General features: G+C 67.2%; 14 protein-coding genes. 13 read left to right on the top strand and 1 reads right to left on the bottom strand.

Going from position 1 to position 17,424, the window contains the following annotated elements; genetic code table 11:
- Nucleotides 1–215: 215 nt before the first annotated feature.
- The 11 genes from HZS55_RS06375 (at nt 216) to HZS55_RS06325 (ending at nt 13,392) form a co-directional block, all read left to right on the top strand.
- The gene (locus HZS55_RS06375; RefSeq protein WP_179910876.1) at nt 216–1,352 is read left to right on the top strand and encodes a SipW-dependent-type signal peptide-containing protein; all 1,137 of its coding nucleotides are present in this window, start codon (nt 216–218) and stop codon (nt 1,350–1,352) included.
- Nucleotides 1,353–1,434: 82 nt separating this feature from the next.
- Complete coding sequence (locus tag HZS55_RS06370; protein WP_179910875.1) at nt 1,435–2,337, top strand: SipW-dependent-type signal peptide-containing protein; 903 nt, start codon at nt 1,435–1,437, stop codon at nt 2,335–2,337.
- Nucleotides 2,338–2,512: 175 nt separating this feature from the next.
- A complete protein-coding gene (locus tag HZS55_RS06365) occupies nt 2,513–3,346 on the top strand; it encodes a hypothetical protein (RefSeq protein WP_179910874.1) in 834 nt (277 codons plus the stop codon).
- Nucleotides 3,347–3,439: 93 nt separating this feature from the next.
- Nucleotides 3,440–5,515 carry a vWA domain-containing protein gene (locus tag HZS55_RS06360; protein WP_179910873.1) on the top strand — a complete coding sequence of 692 codons (2,076 nt, stop codon included), beginning with the start codon at nt 3,440–3,442 and terminating at the stop codon, nt 5,513–5,515.
- 211 nt (nt 5,516–5,726) lie between these two features.
- On the top strand, nt 5,727–6,431 hold the full coding sequence (locus HZS55_RS06355; protein WP_179910872.1) for a hypothetical protein: 705 nt from the start codon (nt 5,727–5,729) through the stop codon (nt 6,429–6,431).
- 118 nt (nt 6,432–6,549) lie between these two features.
- On the top strand, nt 6,550–7,506 hold the full coding sequence (locus tag HZS55_RS06350; protein WP_179910871.1) for a hypothetical protein: 957 nt from the start codon (nt 6,550–6,552) through the stop codon (nt 7,504–7,506).
- Nucleotides 7,507–7,522: 16 nt separating this feature from the next.
- Nucleotides 7,523–8,812 (top strand): signal peptidase I, encoded by a 1,290-nt coding sequence (locus tag HZS55_RS06345; RefSeq protein ID WP_179910870.1) that lies wholly within the window; start codon nt 7,523–7,525, stop codon nt 8,810–8,812.
- Entirely contained in the window at nt 8,799–9,179 is a 381-nt protein-coding gene (locus HZS55_RS06340; RefSeq protein ID WP_179910869.1) for a hypothetical protein, read from the top strand. The genes HZS55_RS06345 and HZS55_RS06340 overlap by 14 nt, the downstream gene beginning before the upstream one ends.
- Entirely contained in the window at nt 9,176–9,364 is a 189-nt protein-coding gene (locus HZS55_RS06335) for a hypothetical protein (RefSeq protein ID WP_179910868.1), read from the top strand. Before HZS55_RS06340 ends, HZS55_RS06335 begins: the two co-directional genes overlap by 4 nt.
- Nucleotides 9,365–9,559: 195 nt before the next feature.
- Nucleotides 9,560–11,287 carry a helix-turn-helix domain-containing protein gene (locus tag HZS55_RS06330; protein ID WP_179910867.1) on the top strand — a complete coding sequence of 576 codons (1,728 nt, stop codon included), beginning with the start codon at nt 9,560–9,562 and terminating at the stop codon, nt 11,285–11,287.
- Nucleotides 11,288–11,418: 131 nt separating this feature from the next.
- A complete protein-coding gene (locus HZS55_RS06325) occupies nt 11,419–13,392 on the top strand; it encodes a histidine kinase N-terminal 7TM domain-containing protein (RefSeq protein WP_179910866.1) in 1,974 nt (657 codons plus the stop codon).
- A gap of 1,069 nt (nt 13,393–14,461) precedes the next feature.
- Here the strand turns inward: HZS55_RS06325 and HZS55_RS06320 are convergent.
- Nucleotides 14,462–14,761: a hypothetical protein gene (locus HZS55_RS06320; protein WP_179910865.1), complete on the bottom strand. Its 300-nt coding sequence runs from the start codon at nt 14,759–14,761 to the stop codon at nt 14,462–14,464.
- 143 nt (nt 14,762–14,904) lie between these two features.
- Here HZS55_RS06320 and HZS55_RS06315 point away from each other — a divergent pair, with 143 nt between their 5' ends.
- Together HZS55_RS06315 and HZS55_RS06310 are read left to right on the top strand one after the other, a co-directional pair.
- A complete protein-coding gene (locus tag HZS55_RS06315) occupies nt 14,905–15,117 on the top strand; it encodes an HTH domain-containing protein (RefSeq protein WP_179910864.1) in 213 nt (70 codons plus the stop codon).
- A gap of 551 nt (nt 15,118–15,668) precedes the next feature.
- Nucleotides 15,669–16,532, top strand: a complete 864-nt coding sequence (locus HZS55_RS06310) for a hypothetical protein (RefSeq protein ID WP_218927283.1) — start codon at nt 15,669–15,671, stop codon at nt 16,530–16,532.
- The last annotated feature ends 892 nt before the right edge of the window (nt 16,533–17,424 follow it).

Here is a 17,424-nt window from a genome sequence, read left to right as displayed (position 1 = left end):
GGAACCGCCGCTATCGGTGTTCCATCCAGAACCCGCCTAAACCCTCGATTAAGCCGTCAAACAACTCCATTGGCTGGACAATCCCCGGTTTTCCGCGTCCAACGACGCGTTCGAACCCATCAAACGAGACGATTGATACAAAATTTGGTAATTACCTATGGGGTGTCCAGTTGTGGGTGCTGACACGCCCGTCCCGACCGGGGCGGAGGGAACTCATGTCAGACAAAGAATTCGGACTGTCCCGCCGGCAGATGCTCGCCGGGCTCGGCACCATCGGTGTCGCCTCGGCGGGCGCCGGACTCGGGACGACGGCGCTGTTCAGCGACGAGGAATCGTTCGAGGGCAACTCGATCACCGCGGGCACGCTCGACATGAGCGTCACCGCGTCGATCGAGGCCGCAAACGAATACTGGGCCGAACAGGTCGACCTAGAAGAGCTGGAGGCGACCGCCGACGGCGAGGCCGTCACCGGCCTCCAGGTCTCGGACGTCAAGCCCGGCGACTGGGGTATCATCTGCTTCGACATCTCCATCGGGGACAATCCGGGATACGTTCAGGTCACAGCTGCGGACCTCGAATCACGCGAGAACGGCTACACGGAACCCGAGCCCGAGGACGACAACGGTGAAGGGGAACTCGAAGAGGCGATGCTGGCGGAAGTCTACGGGAACTTCGACGAGAGTGCCGACGGGGACCCGCCGCGCAGCCATCTGAGCGAACGGGACCCGACCACGCCGGAGGGGACGACCCTGCAGACAGCGTACCAGACCTACCGCACGGGCGTGACGCTCGGCGGACTGGAGGACCCTATCGAAGTCGGGGCCGACGAGGACGCAGTCGAGTGGTGTCTCCTGCTGTACGTCCCCGAGGACGTGGGCAACGAGATCCAGAGCGACGGCCTGTCGTTCGACCTCACGTTCGCGGCCGAGCAGGTCCGGAACAACGACACCCCCTTCGGAGCTGCGTACCCGGAGGACCCCTGGCTGGCGACGGCCCAGACCGACGCCGGCGGCGTCTTCTGGAACCAACCCGGTGACGACAACGAGTTCGCGCTCTCGCCCGGCGACACCTTCGGCGATCTCCCCGAGCCGGGGCAGCCGATCTACGTCAATACGACAGCCGAGCCGATCTCCGTCGCGGTCGACGACGGGACGGAGTCGACATCGGTGAGTCTCAATGTCGGCGCCTACGACGGGTCGGACTTTCACGACCAGGGGAGCGCCGCGCCGTGGGTCCGGATCCCGACGGGGATCGGGACTCCCCACCCCAGCGGCGGGGACGACTACGAATTCGTCGGTATCAGCGAAACCAGCGACGGCTACGAGGTCGAGTGGCAACCGGTTTCGGACTGAACCGACCGACCCTCGCCCACTCGGAGCACGGCGGTTCGACTCCGCCGGTGGGCCTCACCGGGGTCGTCCCGGTACAACAACTATGTCAGACAAAGAATTCGGACTGTCCCGCCGGCAGATGCTCGCCGGGCTCGGCACCATCGGTGTCGCCTCGGCGGGCGCCGGACTCGGGACGACGGCGCTGTTCAGCGACGAGGAATCGTTCGAGGGCAACTCGATCACCGCGGGCACGCTCGACATGAGCGTCACCGCGTCGATCGAGGCCGCAAACGAATACTGGGCCGAACAGGTCGACCTAGAAGAGCTGGAGGCGACCGCCGACGGCGAGGCCGTCACCGGCCTCCAGGTCTCGGATGTCAAGCCCGGCGACTGGGGCATCATCTGCTTCGAGTTCGCGGTCGGCGACAACCCCGGCTACATCCGCACGCGCGCCGAGGGCCTCGAGACCAGCGAGAACGGCTACACGGAGCCCGAACCGACCGACGGCGACGACGAGAACGACCCGGACGAGCCCGAGGGCGCGGGCGAGCTACAGGACTTCATGCTCGCCGAAGTGTACCAGAGCTTCGACGGGGGCGCCGACAGCGACCCGCCACGTAGCTACCTTTCGCCCAGCGGTGGCGACCCTGCGGCTCCCGAGGGGTCGACGCTCCAGGAGACCTACAACGCGTTCTCCGGCGGCGTGATCATGCGGAACAGCGACGGCGAACCGCTAGAGGTGGGTTCGGTCGAAGACGAGGCGACGGCCGAGTGGTGTCTCCTGCTGTACGTCCCCGAGGACGTGGGCAACATCATCCAGAGCGACTCGCTGTCGTTCGACCTCGTGTTCGAAGCCGAGCAGGTCCGCAACAACGACGTGCCGTTCGACGGTGACAGCGCAGTCAGCGAGACGGCGACCCCGGATCCCACCGCGACCCCGGAGCCCACCGCGACGCCGACGCCCGATCCGACCGGCACGCCGGACGGAACTGAGACCCCCGAGTGACCCTCGGGTAACCGCTCCCCCGACCCCACATACCCCCTGCGACACTCGGTCGCGCCCGCGCTGGTGCGACCGCTCCGGCGGCACAGCCGCCGGGACCCGCGCCGGTGCTCGTCGCCCCGACGACGGCGGTTCGACTCCGCCGGCGGGCCTCGCCCGACTATCGGGTGTAGCAACCATGACCGAAGACAACGACTCGACCGACGGCGTCCGTTTCACGCGGCGCTCGCTGCTCGCCGGGCTCGGCACCATCGGTGTCGCCGGCGCCGGCGCGGGTCTCGGGACGACGGCGCTGTTCAGCGACGGGGAATCGTTCGCGGACAACCAGCTGAGCGCGGGCGCGCTGAACCTGCGCGTCACGGTGGACAACATCGCCCACAGCACCACGACGGTTCGGGACAACACCGAGATCTCGCCGAAGGACACGGCCGACGGCGAGGCCGTCACGATCACGGTGTCGGACCTGAAGCCGGGCGACTGGCTCGTCCTCGAGTGGAACCCGGAGGTGATCGCCAACCCGGGGTACGTGCGGGTCACCTCGGTCGACGAGGACTTCGCGAACACCGAGGGCCGCACCCCCGACTCTGAGACGGACACCGACGCGCCGGGCGACCTCGGCGACGCGCTCCTGTCGACGGTCTGGGCGTCGTACGACGACCTCAGCGGTGGGATCAGCCGAGGGGACCTCGAGTGGCTCGACCCGACGACCGACAAGGCCGAAACCGACCTCCCGGCCTGGGAGCGGCCGGACCTGGACGGCGTGACCGACAGCGGTGCCCACTACACGACGATGAACGAGGCTCACGAGGTCTACCGGTCGGGCGTGTTGCTCCGGGACGAGAGCGGCGAGCCGCTGGCGGTCGGGACCAACTCCGACGCGGCCTGGTTCTACCAGCTGCTCGAACTGCCGATCCGCGTCGGCAACGACGTTCAGGGCGACGAGGTGTCGTTCACCCTGCGGTTCGACGCCGAGCAGACCCGCAACAACGCGACGCCGTTCGATGGAGCGTGACCGATCGATGACTCACGACACCCAGGCGGGCGCCCGCAAGCGGCGGCGGCGGTTCGACTCCGCCGGTGGGCCTGCCCCTGACGGGGTGGTACGATGACCGACGAACCCATGGAACTCTCACGGCGGAAACTGCTGGGCGGGCTCGGCGCGGTCGGGCTCGCCAGCGCCGGCGCCGGACTCGGGACATCCGCGCTGTTCAGCGACGAGGAATCGTTCGAGAGCAATACGTTCGCTGCGGGCGAACTCGACCTCAAGGTCGACTGGGAGGAACACTACTCCTACCCGCAACGCTACGGGTTCGAGGACCCGACGACGGACCTGGACGTGACCCGTGTCGAACCCGAGGGCGACGGGTACGTCGGCCTCCCCGACCCCGAGAACCCCGTGGTCTGGGTCGCCGAGGACGACCTACCGGCCTACATGGCTAACACGTCGATCGAGTCGTTTCCCGACCCGAACGACGACGGGGTCCAGGAGATGCAGGAGGGCGAGTTCGCCTACACGCCCTGCCGGGACGGCGCCGACCTCGACGAGCACTTCGACCCGGTCGGCGGGCTGCGGACGAACAACGCGGACACGCTGGTCGACGGCGAGGTCGAGCCGCTGGTCAGCCTCGACGACGTCAAACCCGGGGACTTCGGGGAGCTCACGCTGAGTTTCCACCTCTGTGACAATCCCGGTTACGTCTGGCTGCGAGCGCGGGGGGTCTCGGAGTCCGAGAACGGCCTGACGGGGCCGGAGGCGACTGTCGACGACAGCCCCGCAGATCCGGAGCTTGCCGAGCAGATCCGGACCGTCTGGTGGTACGACACCGACGGCAACAACGTCGTCGACGACTCGGTCGGTTCGGTCGACGTGATGATCGCGGTCGACACCTCGGGGTCGCTCACCGACGACGACGTGGGCGAGCTCGAGACCGCGGCCAACGACCTCGTCACCGACCTCGACGCGGCTGCCGACGCCCGCGTGGGCGGGCTATCGTTCGGCGACGACGTGAACGACTTCACCGCGCTCGCCGACGGGCCAGTCTCGTTCTCGGGGCTCTCGTCCGGCGGGAGCACCGCGATGCCCGCCGCGCTCGACATCGCCGCCGCCGAGCTGGACGCCAACGCCCGGTCGGGCGCCGAGACGTTCGTCGTGCTGTTCACCGACGGCGGCCCCAACTACGAGAACAGGGAGTACTCGACCGGGGGGTACACCGTCGGCAGCGGTTACACCGGCGGGAACCCCGGGAACTCGACGGTCGACGACAGCGAGCTCGACGAGACCGCGGCCGTCGCGGACGCGATCCGCGGGGACCACCGCATCCTCGCGGCCGGCATCGACGACGACAAGCAACCGACCGGCCGCGAAGGCGAGTCGGGCGTCCCGCTGCTGTCGACGTATCTCCGCGACGAGATCGCGGGGATCCCGGGCGATTACTTCAGCAGCGAGAACCCGGGTGCCGTGTCGGGCGTCCTGAGTGCGATAACCGACGCGATCGCCATGGACGAGGAGGTGTTCCATCGCGGCACCCTCGCCGACGACCTCGCAGCGTTGTCCTCGGGCGCAGGGGTCCCGCTCGACGCTGGGCTCGAAACCGATTTCGACGAGCTGTCGGACCCCGCCGACAGCGACGACCGCGAGTGCTTCCAGCCCGGCGTCAACCACTTCGTCGGATTCGGCTGGTGGCTCCCGGTCGACGCGGGCAACGAGGTCCAGAGCGACGCCGTGAGTTTCGATGTCGGATTCTACACCGAACAGTGCCGCGGCAACGACGGCGGCGGCACGAGCACCGTCGGTGACGGCGACGACGGCAATAACGGCGACGACGAGGAGGAGACCGCGACAGTGACGGTGCAGGGCTTCCCCAGCGTCGGCGGCGACTCCGACGACGACGAGGGCGCGACCATCGAGACGGTCGACGTCGAGTTCCCCTTCGCCCTCTCGGGGGCATCGGTCGACGACACCTCATGGAGCGTCGGGCCCTCGGGGTCGGAGGTCGTCGCGATCGACGGGAACACGGTCGAACTCGACTATCCCGACAACTCGAACACGTACACGTCAGACACCTTCCTGGAGGTGACGGTGAACGGTATCACGGCACCGTCGGGGACCTACGACGTGGATTTCGTCTTCGAAGACGACGACGACAGCGCGATCGACTCGGCGGACCAGGTGACGATATAGCGGTGCGACGCGGCGACTCGCCCACTCGGAGCACGGCGGTTCGACTCCGCCGGTGGGCCTGCACCGGGAGACCGGTACGCAAAACCATGATCCGGGATCACTCGCATCGTTCGGGAGACGGAGAGCCGACGGCCGTTTCCGGCCGTCGAGACCGCCACGCGCGGCCGTTCGAACCCCCAGGCCGCGCGAGCGGCGGGCGGAGGTGACGACCGTGGCGTGCGTCCAGTCCGGGACGGGATACGTGCTCGTCGTCCCGCGGGTCGTCTGCCCCTGCGACTCGGGGCCGACGGCGCTCCCGCTGGCCGCGCTCGTCGCCGAGGAGACGGCGATCGGCCGGCTCGGGGACGACTGGCGGGGGAGCGCCCTGCTGCCGCGGACGCCGGTCGGGCCCGACGACCTGCACCCCTCGGAGCTGTCGGTATCGCTCGACCCCGACGACGAGGCAGCTCCGGCCGCCACAGACGCGGGCGGGGGCTCGGAGCGGGCAGACCAGCACCCCGGAATGGCGTCTGATGTCAACGAGAGTGACTCGTTCGTCCTCGGCGTCCACGCCGCCTCCGTCGGCGACGGTGATCCGACCTCGCCCGAATCGCTGGTCGGTGTCCGCGTTCTGGCCCCCGGAGAGTACCGCGAGGTGCCCGTCCCGGTCTGGGAGGCGAACCCTTTCCCCATCTCGGAACCGAGTGCGGTCGGCGAGCGCCCCCGGACGGACTGGACCGATACCGGGCTCGACCCCGAGGCGGGGGCCAGTCGGCGTGTCGAGGTCACCGCGACGCTGTGGGCGGACCTGAGCGGCGACGCCGAGCGATCCCGACAGCTGTACGACCGGCTCGGATGGGCCGTGACCGACTCCCGAACCGTGACGTTCGGCCGCGCCGGCGACGCCGGCTCGGACCGCTTCGAGGTCGCGAGGTGACCCCGGTGTCTCCACAGACCTCGGTTCCCGGATTGCACGCGGTCGACTCCGAGGTCGCAAGTCCTAGCCGGTCGGACCGTTCCGGACTTGGGCCCACCGAGCGTGGAGGTGGTCCGCCGTGACCGACGGCGACGATCGGTCGCTGTCCCGGCGAGCCGTCCTCGCGGGACTCACATCGGCCGGTGCGGTCGCGGCGGCCGGTGCCGGCGTCGGGACGAGGGCGGTGTTCCGCGACGGCGAGCGAGTCGAGGGATCGGTCGGGAGCGGCGTCGTCGACCTCCGCGCGTCGTGGGTGAGCGGCGGGAGCGATGCGTCGTTCGGGACCGTCCGGTCGGTCGGCGACGGCGGGAGCGACGCAGTCGCCCTGTCGCTGGCGCCCGGGAGCAACCCGGCGTACGTCTGGGCTCGGACGCGGTGTCGGCGGTGTACCGAACTCGAGCGCAACCTGCGGGTCACGCTCTCGCTTGTCGCCGACGGGACCGAGACACAGCTGTTCCGCGGGCGTCTCGGCGACGCCCGCGCGACCCTCGGCGACGGCGTCCGGCTCGACGGGTCGATCGCGCCCGGCGACGACTGGCGGCTGACCGTCGAGTGGGAGCTCCGAGAGCCGCTGACGGCCGACGCGACGGTCTCCGTCGACCTGGACTTCTATGCGGTCCAGACGCGCAACGTCGCGGACCCCGAGACCTTCGGCCCGGGATGGACCTGCCCGACCGAGTGCGTCGACCGCCAGCCGGGGACGGCGGACCTCAGCTGGGTCGGGTTCTGTGCGGCCGGCGGCGAGCGGCTTCGACCCGACGACCTGCGCTTCGCGGTCGACGGGTCGGTCCTCGAACTGGCCGACGCGCCGGCCGCTCTCGGGACGGTCCTGCTCAAGTACGGGACGAACCTGGATGTCTTCGAACGGGCCTCACCGGGGCGGTTCGTCGCCGGGAGCGGCGACACCTACGACCAGCGCGGCCCCGACTTCCCCGGGTCGGGCCGCTCGAACCCGACGCCGTGTCCCGGGAACTGCGGACTGAAGTACGACGTCGACGGTGGCGGGTTCGAATCAGACGGGTGTGACCATGACTGAGAATTTCCGAACCAGAATGCAGGCGCGAGTCGCATCGTACGACAGGTGGAGTCTCCTCAGGGCGGCACTGGTGGCGCTGCTCGTCGCGCTGGTCGTCCCGTTCGTGGTCTTCGCGGTCCCGCAGGTCGTGGGCGCGGAGGCCAGTTACGTCGTCCTCAGCGGGAGCATGGAGCCGGCGATCAGCCCCGGCGACGTGGTGATCGTCAACGACGTGTCACCGTCGGTGATCACCGAGGGCGACGTGATCACCTTCGGCGGCAGCTCGACCGAGCCGCCGACGACTCACAGGGTGATCGGCGTCGAGCGGGAGGCCGGCGAACTCGTCTTCGAGACGAAAGGCGACAACAACCAGGCGCCCGACCCCGAACCGGTGTCGGCCGGTGATGTCTCCGGGCGAGTGATGGAGCCGTCGCTGCCGGCCCTCGGTCCGACGCTGTTCGTGGTCCCCTACCTCGGGTTCGTCGTCCAATTTGCCAACACCACCCACGGCTTCGTCGCACTGGTGGTCACGCCGCTGTCGCTGCTCGTTCTCTCCGAAGCGTGGGACGCGTTCGCCCGCCGGCGCGAGGCCGACGACGCCGGGACCGACGATCCCGACGACGGCGCCGACACGACGGACACCGGCGCAGCGACGGACGCCTCGGCTGGTGGAGAACCCGACCCGATCGTCACGCTCTCCCCGCGAATCGGCGGAGTGCTCGCCGTCGCGCTGGCGGCGCTGGCGGTCGTCGCCGGTCGCTACGCCCTCCAGGCGCGCCGCCCGCTCGCGGCCGTGGTCGCCGTCGGGTCGGGCGTCGGCGCGCTCCTGCTGGTGGCGTTTCTCGTCGGCGCCGCGCCGGGGGAGACGGCCGGGGAAGGGTCCGACCCCGACGGCGGTGCGGACCCGGACACGGGGACTACCGGCGGCGAACAGGTCATCCCCGGGACGGTCGTCTCGAACCGCCCCCACGCCAGGCGGGTCGAAGTCCGCGACATTGCTGCGTTCCGGGAGCTGGCCGCGGACTCGAACGCGTGGGTCGTCCACGACGAGGACGCCGGCGAGTACGCGCTGCTGGAAGACGGCGTGACGTTCGTCGCGACCGAGTCGGCGGACCCGGCGACCGCGGCGACGGAGTCGGAGCAACGAGACGATGCTCCGTCGGATGGTGAAGCGGACGACCCGCTCGTCAGACCCGCCGGCGCGGCCACAGACGATGCGGACGCGAACGGTGCCGCGGGGCGGACCGACGGCGGAGTCGGCACCGGCGGGGTCGCTGACGGGCCGCGGAACCGCGACGGCCGGGAGCGCGACGATGGCCGAGAGTGAGCGCCGCTCGGAGGCGAAACTTGCGGCGCTCGCGCTGTCGACGGCGCTGCTGTTTGCCGCGGCGACCGGCGGACTCACCCACAGCGTCCTCGTCGATCGGGAGTCGGTGAGCGCGACGCTCGCCGGCAACGTCGGCGCCGGGAACACCCCGCTATCCGGGCCCATCGAGACGGGGAACGCCCCCGAAACCGGACCGGGCGGTGCCGGGAACGCGCCGAGTGGTGCCGGAAACGCACCGGGGAGTGCGGGACCGCCGCCCGTTTCCGGCGAGCTTCCGGCCGAGGCGCCGGTAGTGCGTCCGTCCTCCAGCGGGCGACGGCGCCGCTCCTCCGACGGGCCGAACGGTGGCAGGGGTGGCCCGGTGTGACGGAGCGACGGCCAAGCCGGTCGCTCGCGTCGGTCGTCCCGGGGACACGGCCGAACACGCCGAAACGAAACATCATCGTTCTCCTGACGTACCTGCTGCTGCTGGCCACTGCGTTCTCCGGGATGACGGCCGCGGCCGACCTGCTGTTGGCGGGGGCCTTCGCCGGGACACAAACGGTAATATGAGTGGAAAACCTGTATACTGTTCAACGATTTCACCAGTGTTTGACCGAGCGACCCGGCCATGTGCCGTCACCCGCGATGCCGGAGCCGACCACCGACGACAGGTGTGTCGCCCTCGAGGGGAATCACCGGCGAGATCGGGATCGACACCGCTCGGCACGGACCTCCCTTGCGGCCCGGCCGCGGATGGGGGTGTAGATGACCGGTGAGAACCCCCAGGGGGACGACACCGGCGGAGCCGGAACTGACACCGATGTGGTCGATTCCGACGGGACCGGTGCCGAGACCGAGAGGATCGATGCCGACGGCGGCCTCTCGTCGCGGGCGGCGGTGCTGGTCGTCGACGATGACGGGACGTGGGCGCGGACCGCGGCTCGGCTCCTCGAACGCCAGCGCGACCGGCTCTCCGTCACCACGGCCACAGCGCTCCCGGAGGCCGAGACGGCCTTCGAACGCCTCGACCCCGACTGCGTCGTCTGCGACTACCGGCTCGACGACGCGACCGGCTTCGAGTTCCTCTCGACAGTGCGCCGGGTCGACCCGGACCGACCGTTCGTCCTCGTGACCGGCGAGGGCGACGAAGGGGTCGCCAGCGAGGCCATCAGGCGCGGCGCGACCGACTACGTCCGCAAGGGCCGACACAGCGACGACCCGGAGCTGCTGGCCGAGCGAGTCACCTCCGCGATCCGGGCCTATCGGACCCGTCGAGCGCTGACCCGCGAGCGCCGGAGCAAGGAAGCGATGCTCGATATCGTGACCACGACCGCGTCCCGGGAGACGCTCTGTCAGGCCTTCTGCGACCTCCTCGTCGACGAACACGGCTACACCGGCGCGTGGATCGGGATCGAGGAGGGGGTCGACGGTCTCGACCCCTGGGCGGCGGTCGACTGCGGCGGCTACCTCGACTGCGTCGGCTCCGCTCTGCGGGCCGGTGACGGGGAGAACCCCGCCCTGACCGCGCGGAATCGGAACGAGGTGTGCGTCGTCGACCGGATCGGACCGGACGACCCCGACGCGATGGCCCCGTCGGAGGGGGATAGCGCCGGCCGGACCGACGACCCCGATTGGCGGTCGGCGGCGCTTGCGGCCGGTTTCCGGAGCGTCGCGGCCGTTCCGCTGGGTCAGGAGGGCGGGCGCGTCGGCGTTCTGACGGTCTTCGCGGCCGAACCGGGCGCGTTCGACGACCGAGAGTGTCGGCTGCTATCGGACTACGCGGAGACCATCGCCTACGCGCTACGGACGGCGAGCTGGAAGCGGTCGCTGGTATCGTCGGTCCCGGTGTCCGTCGAGTTCCGGATCTCCGGCGAGGAGGTGCCGCTGGTCGCGTTCGGCCGCCAGCTTCCCGACGGAACGTCGGTGTCGGTGGCCTCGACGGCGGTCAAGAGCGACCGGTCGCTGCTGTATCTCCTCCGGGTGTCGGACGCTTCCGGGTCGGCGATCCCGGACGCGACGACCGTGCCGGGCGCCGAATCGGTGCGCGTCGACGACGACGCGTCGCCCGTCCGAGTCGAACTCGTCGCCGACGGGCCGACGCCCGAGCGTCTGCTGGCGAACCGCGGGGCGAAAGTCACCGGAACCGCCGTCGAGAACGACGCGGTGATAGTCTCGGTGTCATATCCCAGAGAAGGGGATATTCAGGCGCTCTCGCGGGCGCTCCGCGACGAGTTCGCCGAGGTCGAGGTCGGACGCATCAGGGCCGACGAATCCGGCGCGGAACCAGTCGTCGACAAAGGGCTCGCGGCTGACCTCACCGACAAACAGCGACAGGCGCTGGAGACCGCGTATCACCAAGGGTACTTCGAACAACCCCGCGAACACAACGCGACCGAGATCGGCGACGCGCTCGGGATCAGCCGAGTCACGTTCACTCAGCACCTCCGGACCGCCGAACGGAAGGTCTTCGCGCGGCTGTTCGACCCCGACTGACGGCCCGTCCGCGTCGGTCCGAAATCATCCGTTTCGACCGCCCTCGTCCGTGTTCGACCGTCCCAATCCTGTCCCCAGCCGGTCCGAGGACCGTCGAAGTGGTAACCAGATATATACTTCTCTGCAACCGAATGGTACACAGTCAGGTGATCGAGTTCGTCGACGCGGTCGCGGGGCTAGCCTTCGCGAGCGCCGTCGTCACGGCGGGGCTGACCAGGGTCGCGCTGGCCCATCGCTCGGAGGTCGGCGCCCGTGGACTCGCGCTCTCGATGGGCGGGATGACAGTGTGGCTCGCGGCCTACGGAATCGCGCTCGCCTTCGAGACGGTCGTCCCGCCGGTCGTCGCCTACAACTTCGTCATCCTCGCGGCCGGCATCGGGACGGTCGGCTGGTTCCTCATGGCGCTGGAGTACACCCGCCAGCGGTTTCCGTCGCGCCGGACACTGGTCGCCCTGTTCGCGATCCCGGCCGCGACGCAGGTCTTCGCGTGGACGAACCGGACGCACGAGCTGTTCTGGGCGCCGGGGACGACGCCCCTGCCCGGCGGCGGGCTCGACAGAGTCTACGGCCCGCTGTTCTACCCGCACGCGGCGTACAGTTACCTGCTTGTCGCCGCGGCGACCGCGCTGTTCTTTCGCCATACGCTGCGTCGGCGCGGGGTCTTCCGGAGGCAAGCCGGCGCGATGGCGCTGGCCGGCGTCGGCCCGCTGCTCGCCGACATCGGCCACGTCACTCTATCGATCCTCGGTCCGCGCGTGGACCTGACACCGCTGAGTTTCGTCTTCGGTGGGCTGGTCGCGGCGTGGGCGCTGTTCCGCTACCGGTTCCTGGAACTGGTGCCAGTCGCGCGCCGGACCGCTGTCGAGCGGATGCGCGACCCGTTCATCGCCCTCGACGACGAAGCGCGAGTCATCGACGCCAACAGCCGGGCGAGCGTCCTGTTGGGAACCGAGCCGGCCCTCGGGAACCCCATCGCAGAGTACTGGCCGGCCGTCGAACGGGCGCTCCCCGAGGACCCGGAGGAGTCCCGGACCGTCGAACTCGTTGCCCGCGAGAACGGCGACGACGGGACCCGGACGACCCGCAACTACAGCCTGAACGTCTCGCCGCTACCGCTGGGTCCCGCTCGGACCGGCTGGGTCGTCGTCGCCCGCGACGTGACCGAACACAGGCGCCGCGAGTGCGAGCTCGCGACGAAGAACCAAGAGCTCGAACGGACGACCGCGCAGCTCCGCCGGAAGAACGACCAGCTCGAACGGCTCGCGGACATCATCGCTCACGACCTCCGCACGCCGGTGGCGACAGCGGAGGCGCTGGTCGAACTGCTCCGCGCCGACATCGACGACCCCAACCTATCGGTCCAGCAGTCGCTGTCGGACCTGGAGACCGTCCACGCGCGGATCCGCGAGTTCTCCGACCAGATCCCCGACCTCGCCCGTGAGAGCACGGCCGTCGAGAGCGAAACGCCGTTCGACCTGACGGCGATAGCCGAGGACGCCTGGACCGTCGTCGACACCGGACCGCTGTCGCTCGTCGTGGAGGAGACCACGACGCTTCGCGGCCAGCCCTCGCGGGTCCAGCAGGCGCTGGAGAACCTCTTCGAGAACGCGGCTGTCCACGGCGTCGAACCGTTCGGATCGGCGGATCCGCGGGCGACCCGCCCCGGTTCCGCCGACCGCTCCGCTCGCCCGAGACCCGAGGATGCGGGAGGCCCCTCGGAGTCGGCGACCGACGGACAGGCTCGGTCGGAACCGCTGCTCCGCGGCGGGTCCGATGGTCCCGACTTCGACCGTGACTCCGACTCCGAGTCGGCGTCCGGTTCCGACCGCGACCCGGACAGCGAAACCGATCGGAAGGCCGACGAATCGGCGACGACGGTTCGCGTCGGGACGCTCGACGACGACGCCGGTTTCTTCGTCGAAGACGACGGCCCGGGTATCCCGCCGGAGCGTCGGGAGCGCGCGCTCGCGTACGGAACCGAGGACGACGAGGGCGGGTACGGGCTGGCGATCGTCAGAACGACGGTCGAGGCCCATGGCTGGCGGCTCTCCGTCACCGAGAGCGACGAGGGCGGCGCGCGCTTCGAGGTGCGGACCGGCGAGTGAACGCGAGCGACGAGGTCAGTCCCACCACGTCTCGTCCGCTCGAGCGCAGCGGACGATCCGTCGCCAGTTCGGTCCAGCAGCGAGGAGCGCGACGGCGCTGTGGCTCATCTTCTCCCACATTCGGTGTGATACAGTTGACGTACGAGATGGATCGACTGATGACCTCCCTATTAGGGCAGAGACTATTATAGCTCAAACTATTATAGTTTAAACTATCGTAGTTCAAACAGCGATAGTTTAGCCGCGGGTCGCTGACTGAAGTCGGTCGGCCAACAGTGCAAGCACCGTCCAGAGCAGCCGAGCCGGGGCTTCAGTCGGGAGCGAAACAGCTTCGTACTCGTAGGGCTCGTCAGGATTGGTGCGCTCTTGGTAGAGTGTTTTCCCATCTACGTGGGGATTGGGCTCTCGATGCCAACCGCAGTCAAATCCCGTACTCTCGCTGTAGTGAAACACGAACTCGGGGTCGTCCGGCTCGAGCCACCACGAGACACGCAGTGAGGCGTGGTCGGCCTCACGATCGAATGCCGCGGGGTCGATCGCTGCCCGGAGTTCCCGAAACTTCCCCTCGGGGATACCCTGTACGCCAGTCACAACTGGATGACCCTCTAGCTGATGGTGCAGTTCACGAAGGGTCCGATGACGTTCTTGGCCGCGATCGCGGGATCTGTCGCGCCCGCCATCCGAACGGATCGCCGGCAGAGTCTCCCTCCGATGGCGTCTCATGCCGGAGCGGGACGGCTCGTGAACTCCCCGTATCGATCCAGTGCATCTTCGAGAATTGTGTCTCCAAGTCCAACTATTGATGTGCCTTCACGGAATATCTGTTTTGCTGGCTGATGGTGCTCTGCGACTGCCAGTCTTGAGCGTTTGTATTAACCGCCAAAGCTGTCAATCGGTCCTGATCATCTCCATATCGGTTACCTGTTCACGACCAGTCTCGCGCCAGTGACAGCCTGCATAGACCTCCGTCACTCGCCAGCAATCCGATCCCGACGATGCCTGTACGAATCGGACTCGCCGACGTGGGCCACTCACCGGCGAGTACGCGACCACGAGTTCGTCGGCCATCTCAGGGACACTCCGTCGAGTCGTGGCCGGCGATAATCGCAGCCACTCCACCGGTGCCCACACGGTGATCTTCCCAGGCACCGCGCTTGCTTTCAACGTGGGTCAACCAGTCGGTCAGGGTCGTCATCGGCGTCTCCGTGAACGCCCACGACTCGACGGTGTCGTCGTTGACGACGTAGACTGTTCGCTCGTATTGGCTCCAATAGTGGTTCGCACCGTCGCCGTCAGTTCCGAGGTAGTGGGCGTCGTGGGCGAGTTGCGCAGCAATACCTTCTTGAAGGGTTGGATCGTTGCTTGGCATGGGTTTCTCGGAACCCGGCTCGCCTGTCTCAGCAGGCGGGCGCTTTCTGTAAGATATCGCCCTAGAGAGCCGGTGTTCCTATCTAATTGTATAAGCTGTTCCCACCATAATGCTTTTGCTTTTGGTAAACTAATTGCTGCTGTATGGCGCAAGGGAAGCGAACTGTTTCAGATGAAGAAATTCTGAGGGCGATTCGTAGTCAAGAGGATCCGTTCGTAACAGCTGGAGAGGTAGCCGAACTGTTTGGCATGACGCGCCAGTGGGCACATAATCGGCTCCAAGACCTCAACGACGGCGATCGAATTCATCGGAAGAAATCCGGCCCGCGGAACGTGATTTGGTGGATCGAGAATTAGCTATCGCGCGTCTCAGCGAGGAATTGTTTCCCAGCCGTGGAGATCCAGAAGAACCGAGCGCGGCCACCGGGATTCTTGCTTTTCAGGTATCCTTCGCTCACGAGGGATTTGAGCTGGTTGTCTGCCCATTGCCGGCTCTTCTCGAATTCCTCTCCGACTTCAGCCGCAGTAAACCCAGGGTCCGGCGACTCGACGAAGAACTGCAGGATCTCTCGCGTCGTGACGGAGGGGTCAGGACCTCGACTCACAGAGCTACTTACACAACCGCCGAATTATTGATTCCGGCTCGCTTTGTTTACCATTAGCAATTATTAAGTCGATAGGGAAGACAGTGAATAACAACTCGACGCGGTGGGAATCTCGTCGGAAAATCGGCGACCGTGTGAGGGCACGGCCACCGCGTGGAGTCGCAACGACCGACATGTTCGCAATCGAACTGCGGGTACTTCAACATCCCGCACGACGAGTCGCATCGCTCTGCAAGACTGCTGTGGCCTGTGTAGTAGCTACCGCTGCTCGTTCACCACATTACCTTCCCGGAGGGATCGTCAATGACCGACAGTGAGTCGCTCGAAGCACGCGTCGCCGCCCTCGAAGCGACTGTCGAACAGCAGGCTGCCCGCATCGACGACCTCGAAACCGATCTCGAATCCGAGCGCCAAGCGCGCAACGCAGCTGAGGAGCAAGTCGACGATCTCGAAGCGACCGTCGAGCGCCAGGATGCCCTCCTCGATGCGCTCCGGAAACGCATGAAATCAAGTCGGAGTATGATCGGGGAACTCCAGTCGCGTGAACTCGAGAAGGGCGCACACCTCCGCTGGGAGCACGTCAAACCGATACTGGAGGACGATTTGCTCGACCTTCACGAGGACGCTGTCGAACGGATCAGCAAAGACGACGGGAAATACATCCGCCTGCCCGCAGAATCCGATCCGCTCGATCGTGATGGGAATGTGGCACTCGCTCATGGAGACCTGCTCCCCATCCAGCAACTCGCACAGCTGGACGAGGCGACGCTCCAGTCCGTCGCGGACGCTCGTCCTGACCGGTTGGCCGCACGCGTCTGGCAAGCCCGTCAGAAACCAACTGCGGACCTCTGGAACGAAGGCTGCAATGGTGTCCGTGAATACCTCGACGCCGGTGAGTTAGCGACGTGGATTCGAATTCAGGAGGGAAACGTGAGTCGCGACTACGCGACGAAGCTCGCCCGGCGAACGATCGATGCGCTGCTGGACTTGTCGAACCACCGGCTGTACGACGAGTTGCGGTCGCGCCGTGCTGATGGGCTGCAATACAAAGAGCGCCGGGTGGTGTTGCCAGCGGACGCGGAAATACCTGGAGAGGCGCGTTTGGAGACTGAGTCAGCGGAGCCCGAAGGGTCGACGCCGGCGACAGCTGGTGTCGCCGGTGACTAGCGTCGGCGGGGTAGCAGAGATGCCTAACCGGGCACGAACTGGTTGACAGACACGAACGAATGGAGCGAACGCGGGTGTTTATCTGGCGTCGGTAGTCTGTCGTATCACGTCTCGATCGATAGTCGTCGGTTAGTATCAGGACACTGTTGCTGTGTTCACCGGGGACACCAGTTGTCCGCGGGAGGGTTCGTTCAGTCCCGGTTAGCCGAATCTGCAACCCCCAGATATCGGTATTTATCCGCCGATACCGGCTGATACCCGTGGAATACCGGAATGTAAGGTTAGGAATTCCCCGCTAGTATAGTGGAAAATCCACGGGATCGAAGCGCGAATCCCGGCTGGGCGCCGGAGCGAAAGACTGTGGTACCCCCGAGGGTTCTCAGTCGGCCGAAATCCCCACGGAGCGCGACCGTGGGAGACTCGGAACGCGATAGATGCCACAATTTTGAATTGTTGCATACTTAGCGGAACACCCGCTCTACGGCTAGGTATTTCCGATTGTGGGGGTGCGACGAATAGGGAGTGTTGACATGTTTCGGCCATTGGTGTGTTCGACGGAATCGCCGCGAGAGCGCTGTTGTATGACGAATATAGCCGAATCGGGCCTGTCGTCGGGCGACTACGATCCTGGGATTTCGGGTGTGTCTAGGCGCGGATTGGGGGGTGAAACTGGTATACTAGCGGGGAACGACCCAGGGTGTATGTGCGGATCAAAGCCAATACATAGGGGTGTTCCGCGCGATTCGGGAATTTCGGGGGGTTGGAGATCACGGGGGGTTCGGCAGAAATGGTATCGAACTCGACATACTTCGCCGGGTGTGTGAACCGGGTTCGGACAGCCGGGAGCGGAGTCGATGCGGACGGGGTCCTTGTGGTGCGACTCGGGTCGATG

This window comes from Halosimplex rubrum (assembly GCF_013415885.1).
Classification (GTDB): Archaea; Halobacteriota; Halobacteria; order Halobacteriales; family Haloarculaceae; genus Halosimplex; species Halosimplex rubrum.
Note: the sequence above shows the minus strand (reverse complement) of the source record. Positions and strands in the feature narration are given on the sequence as shown.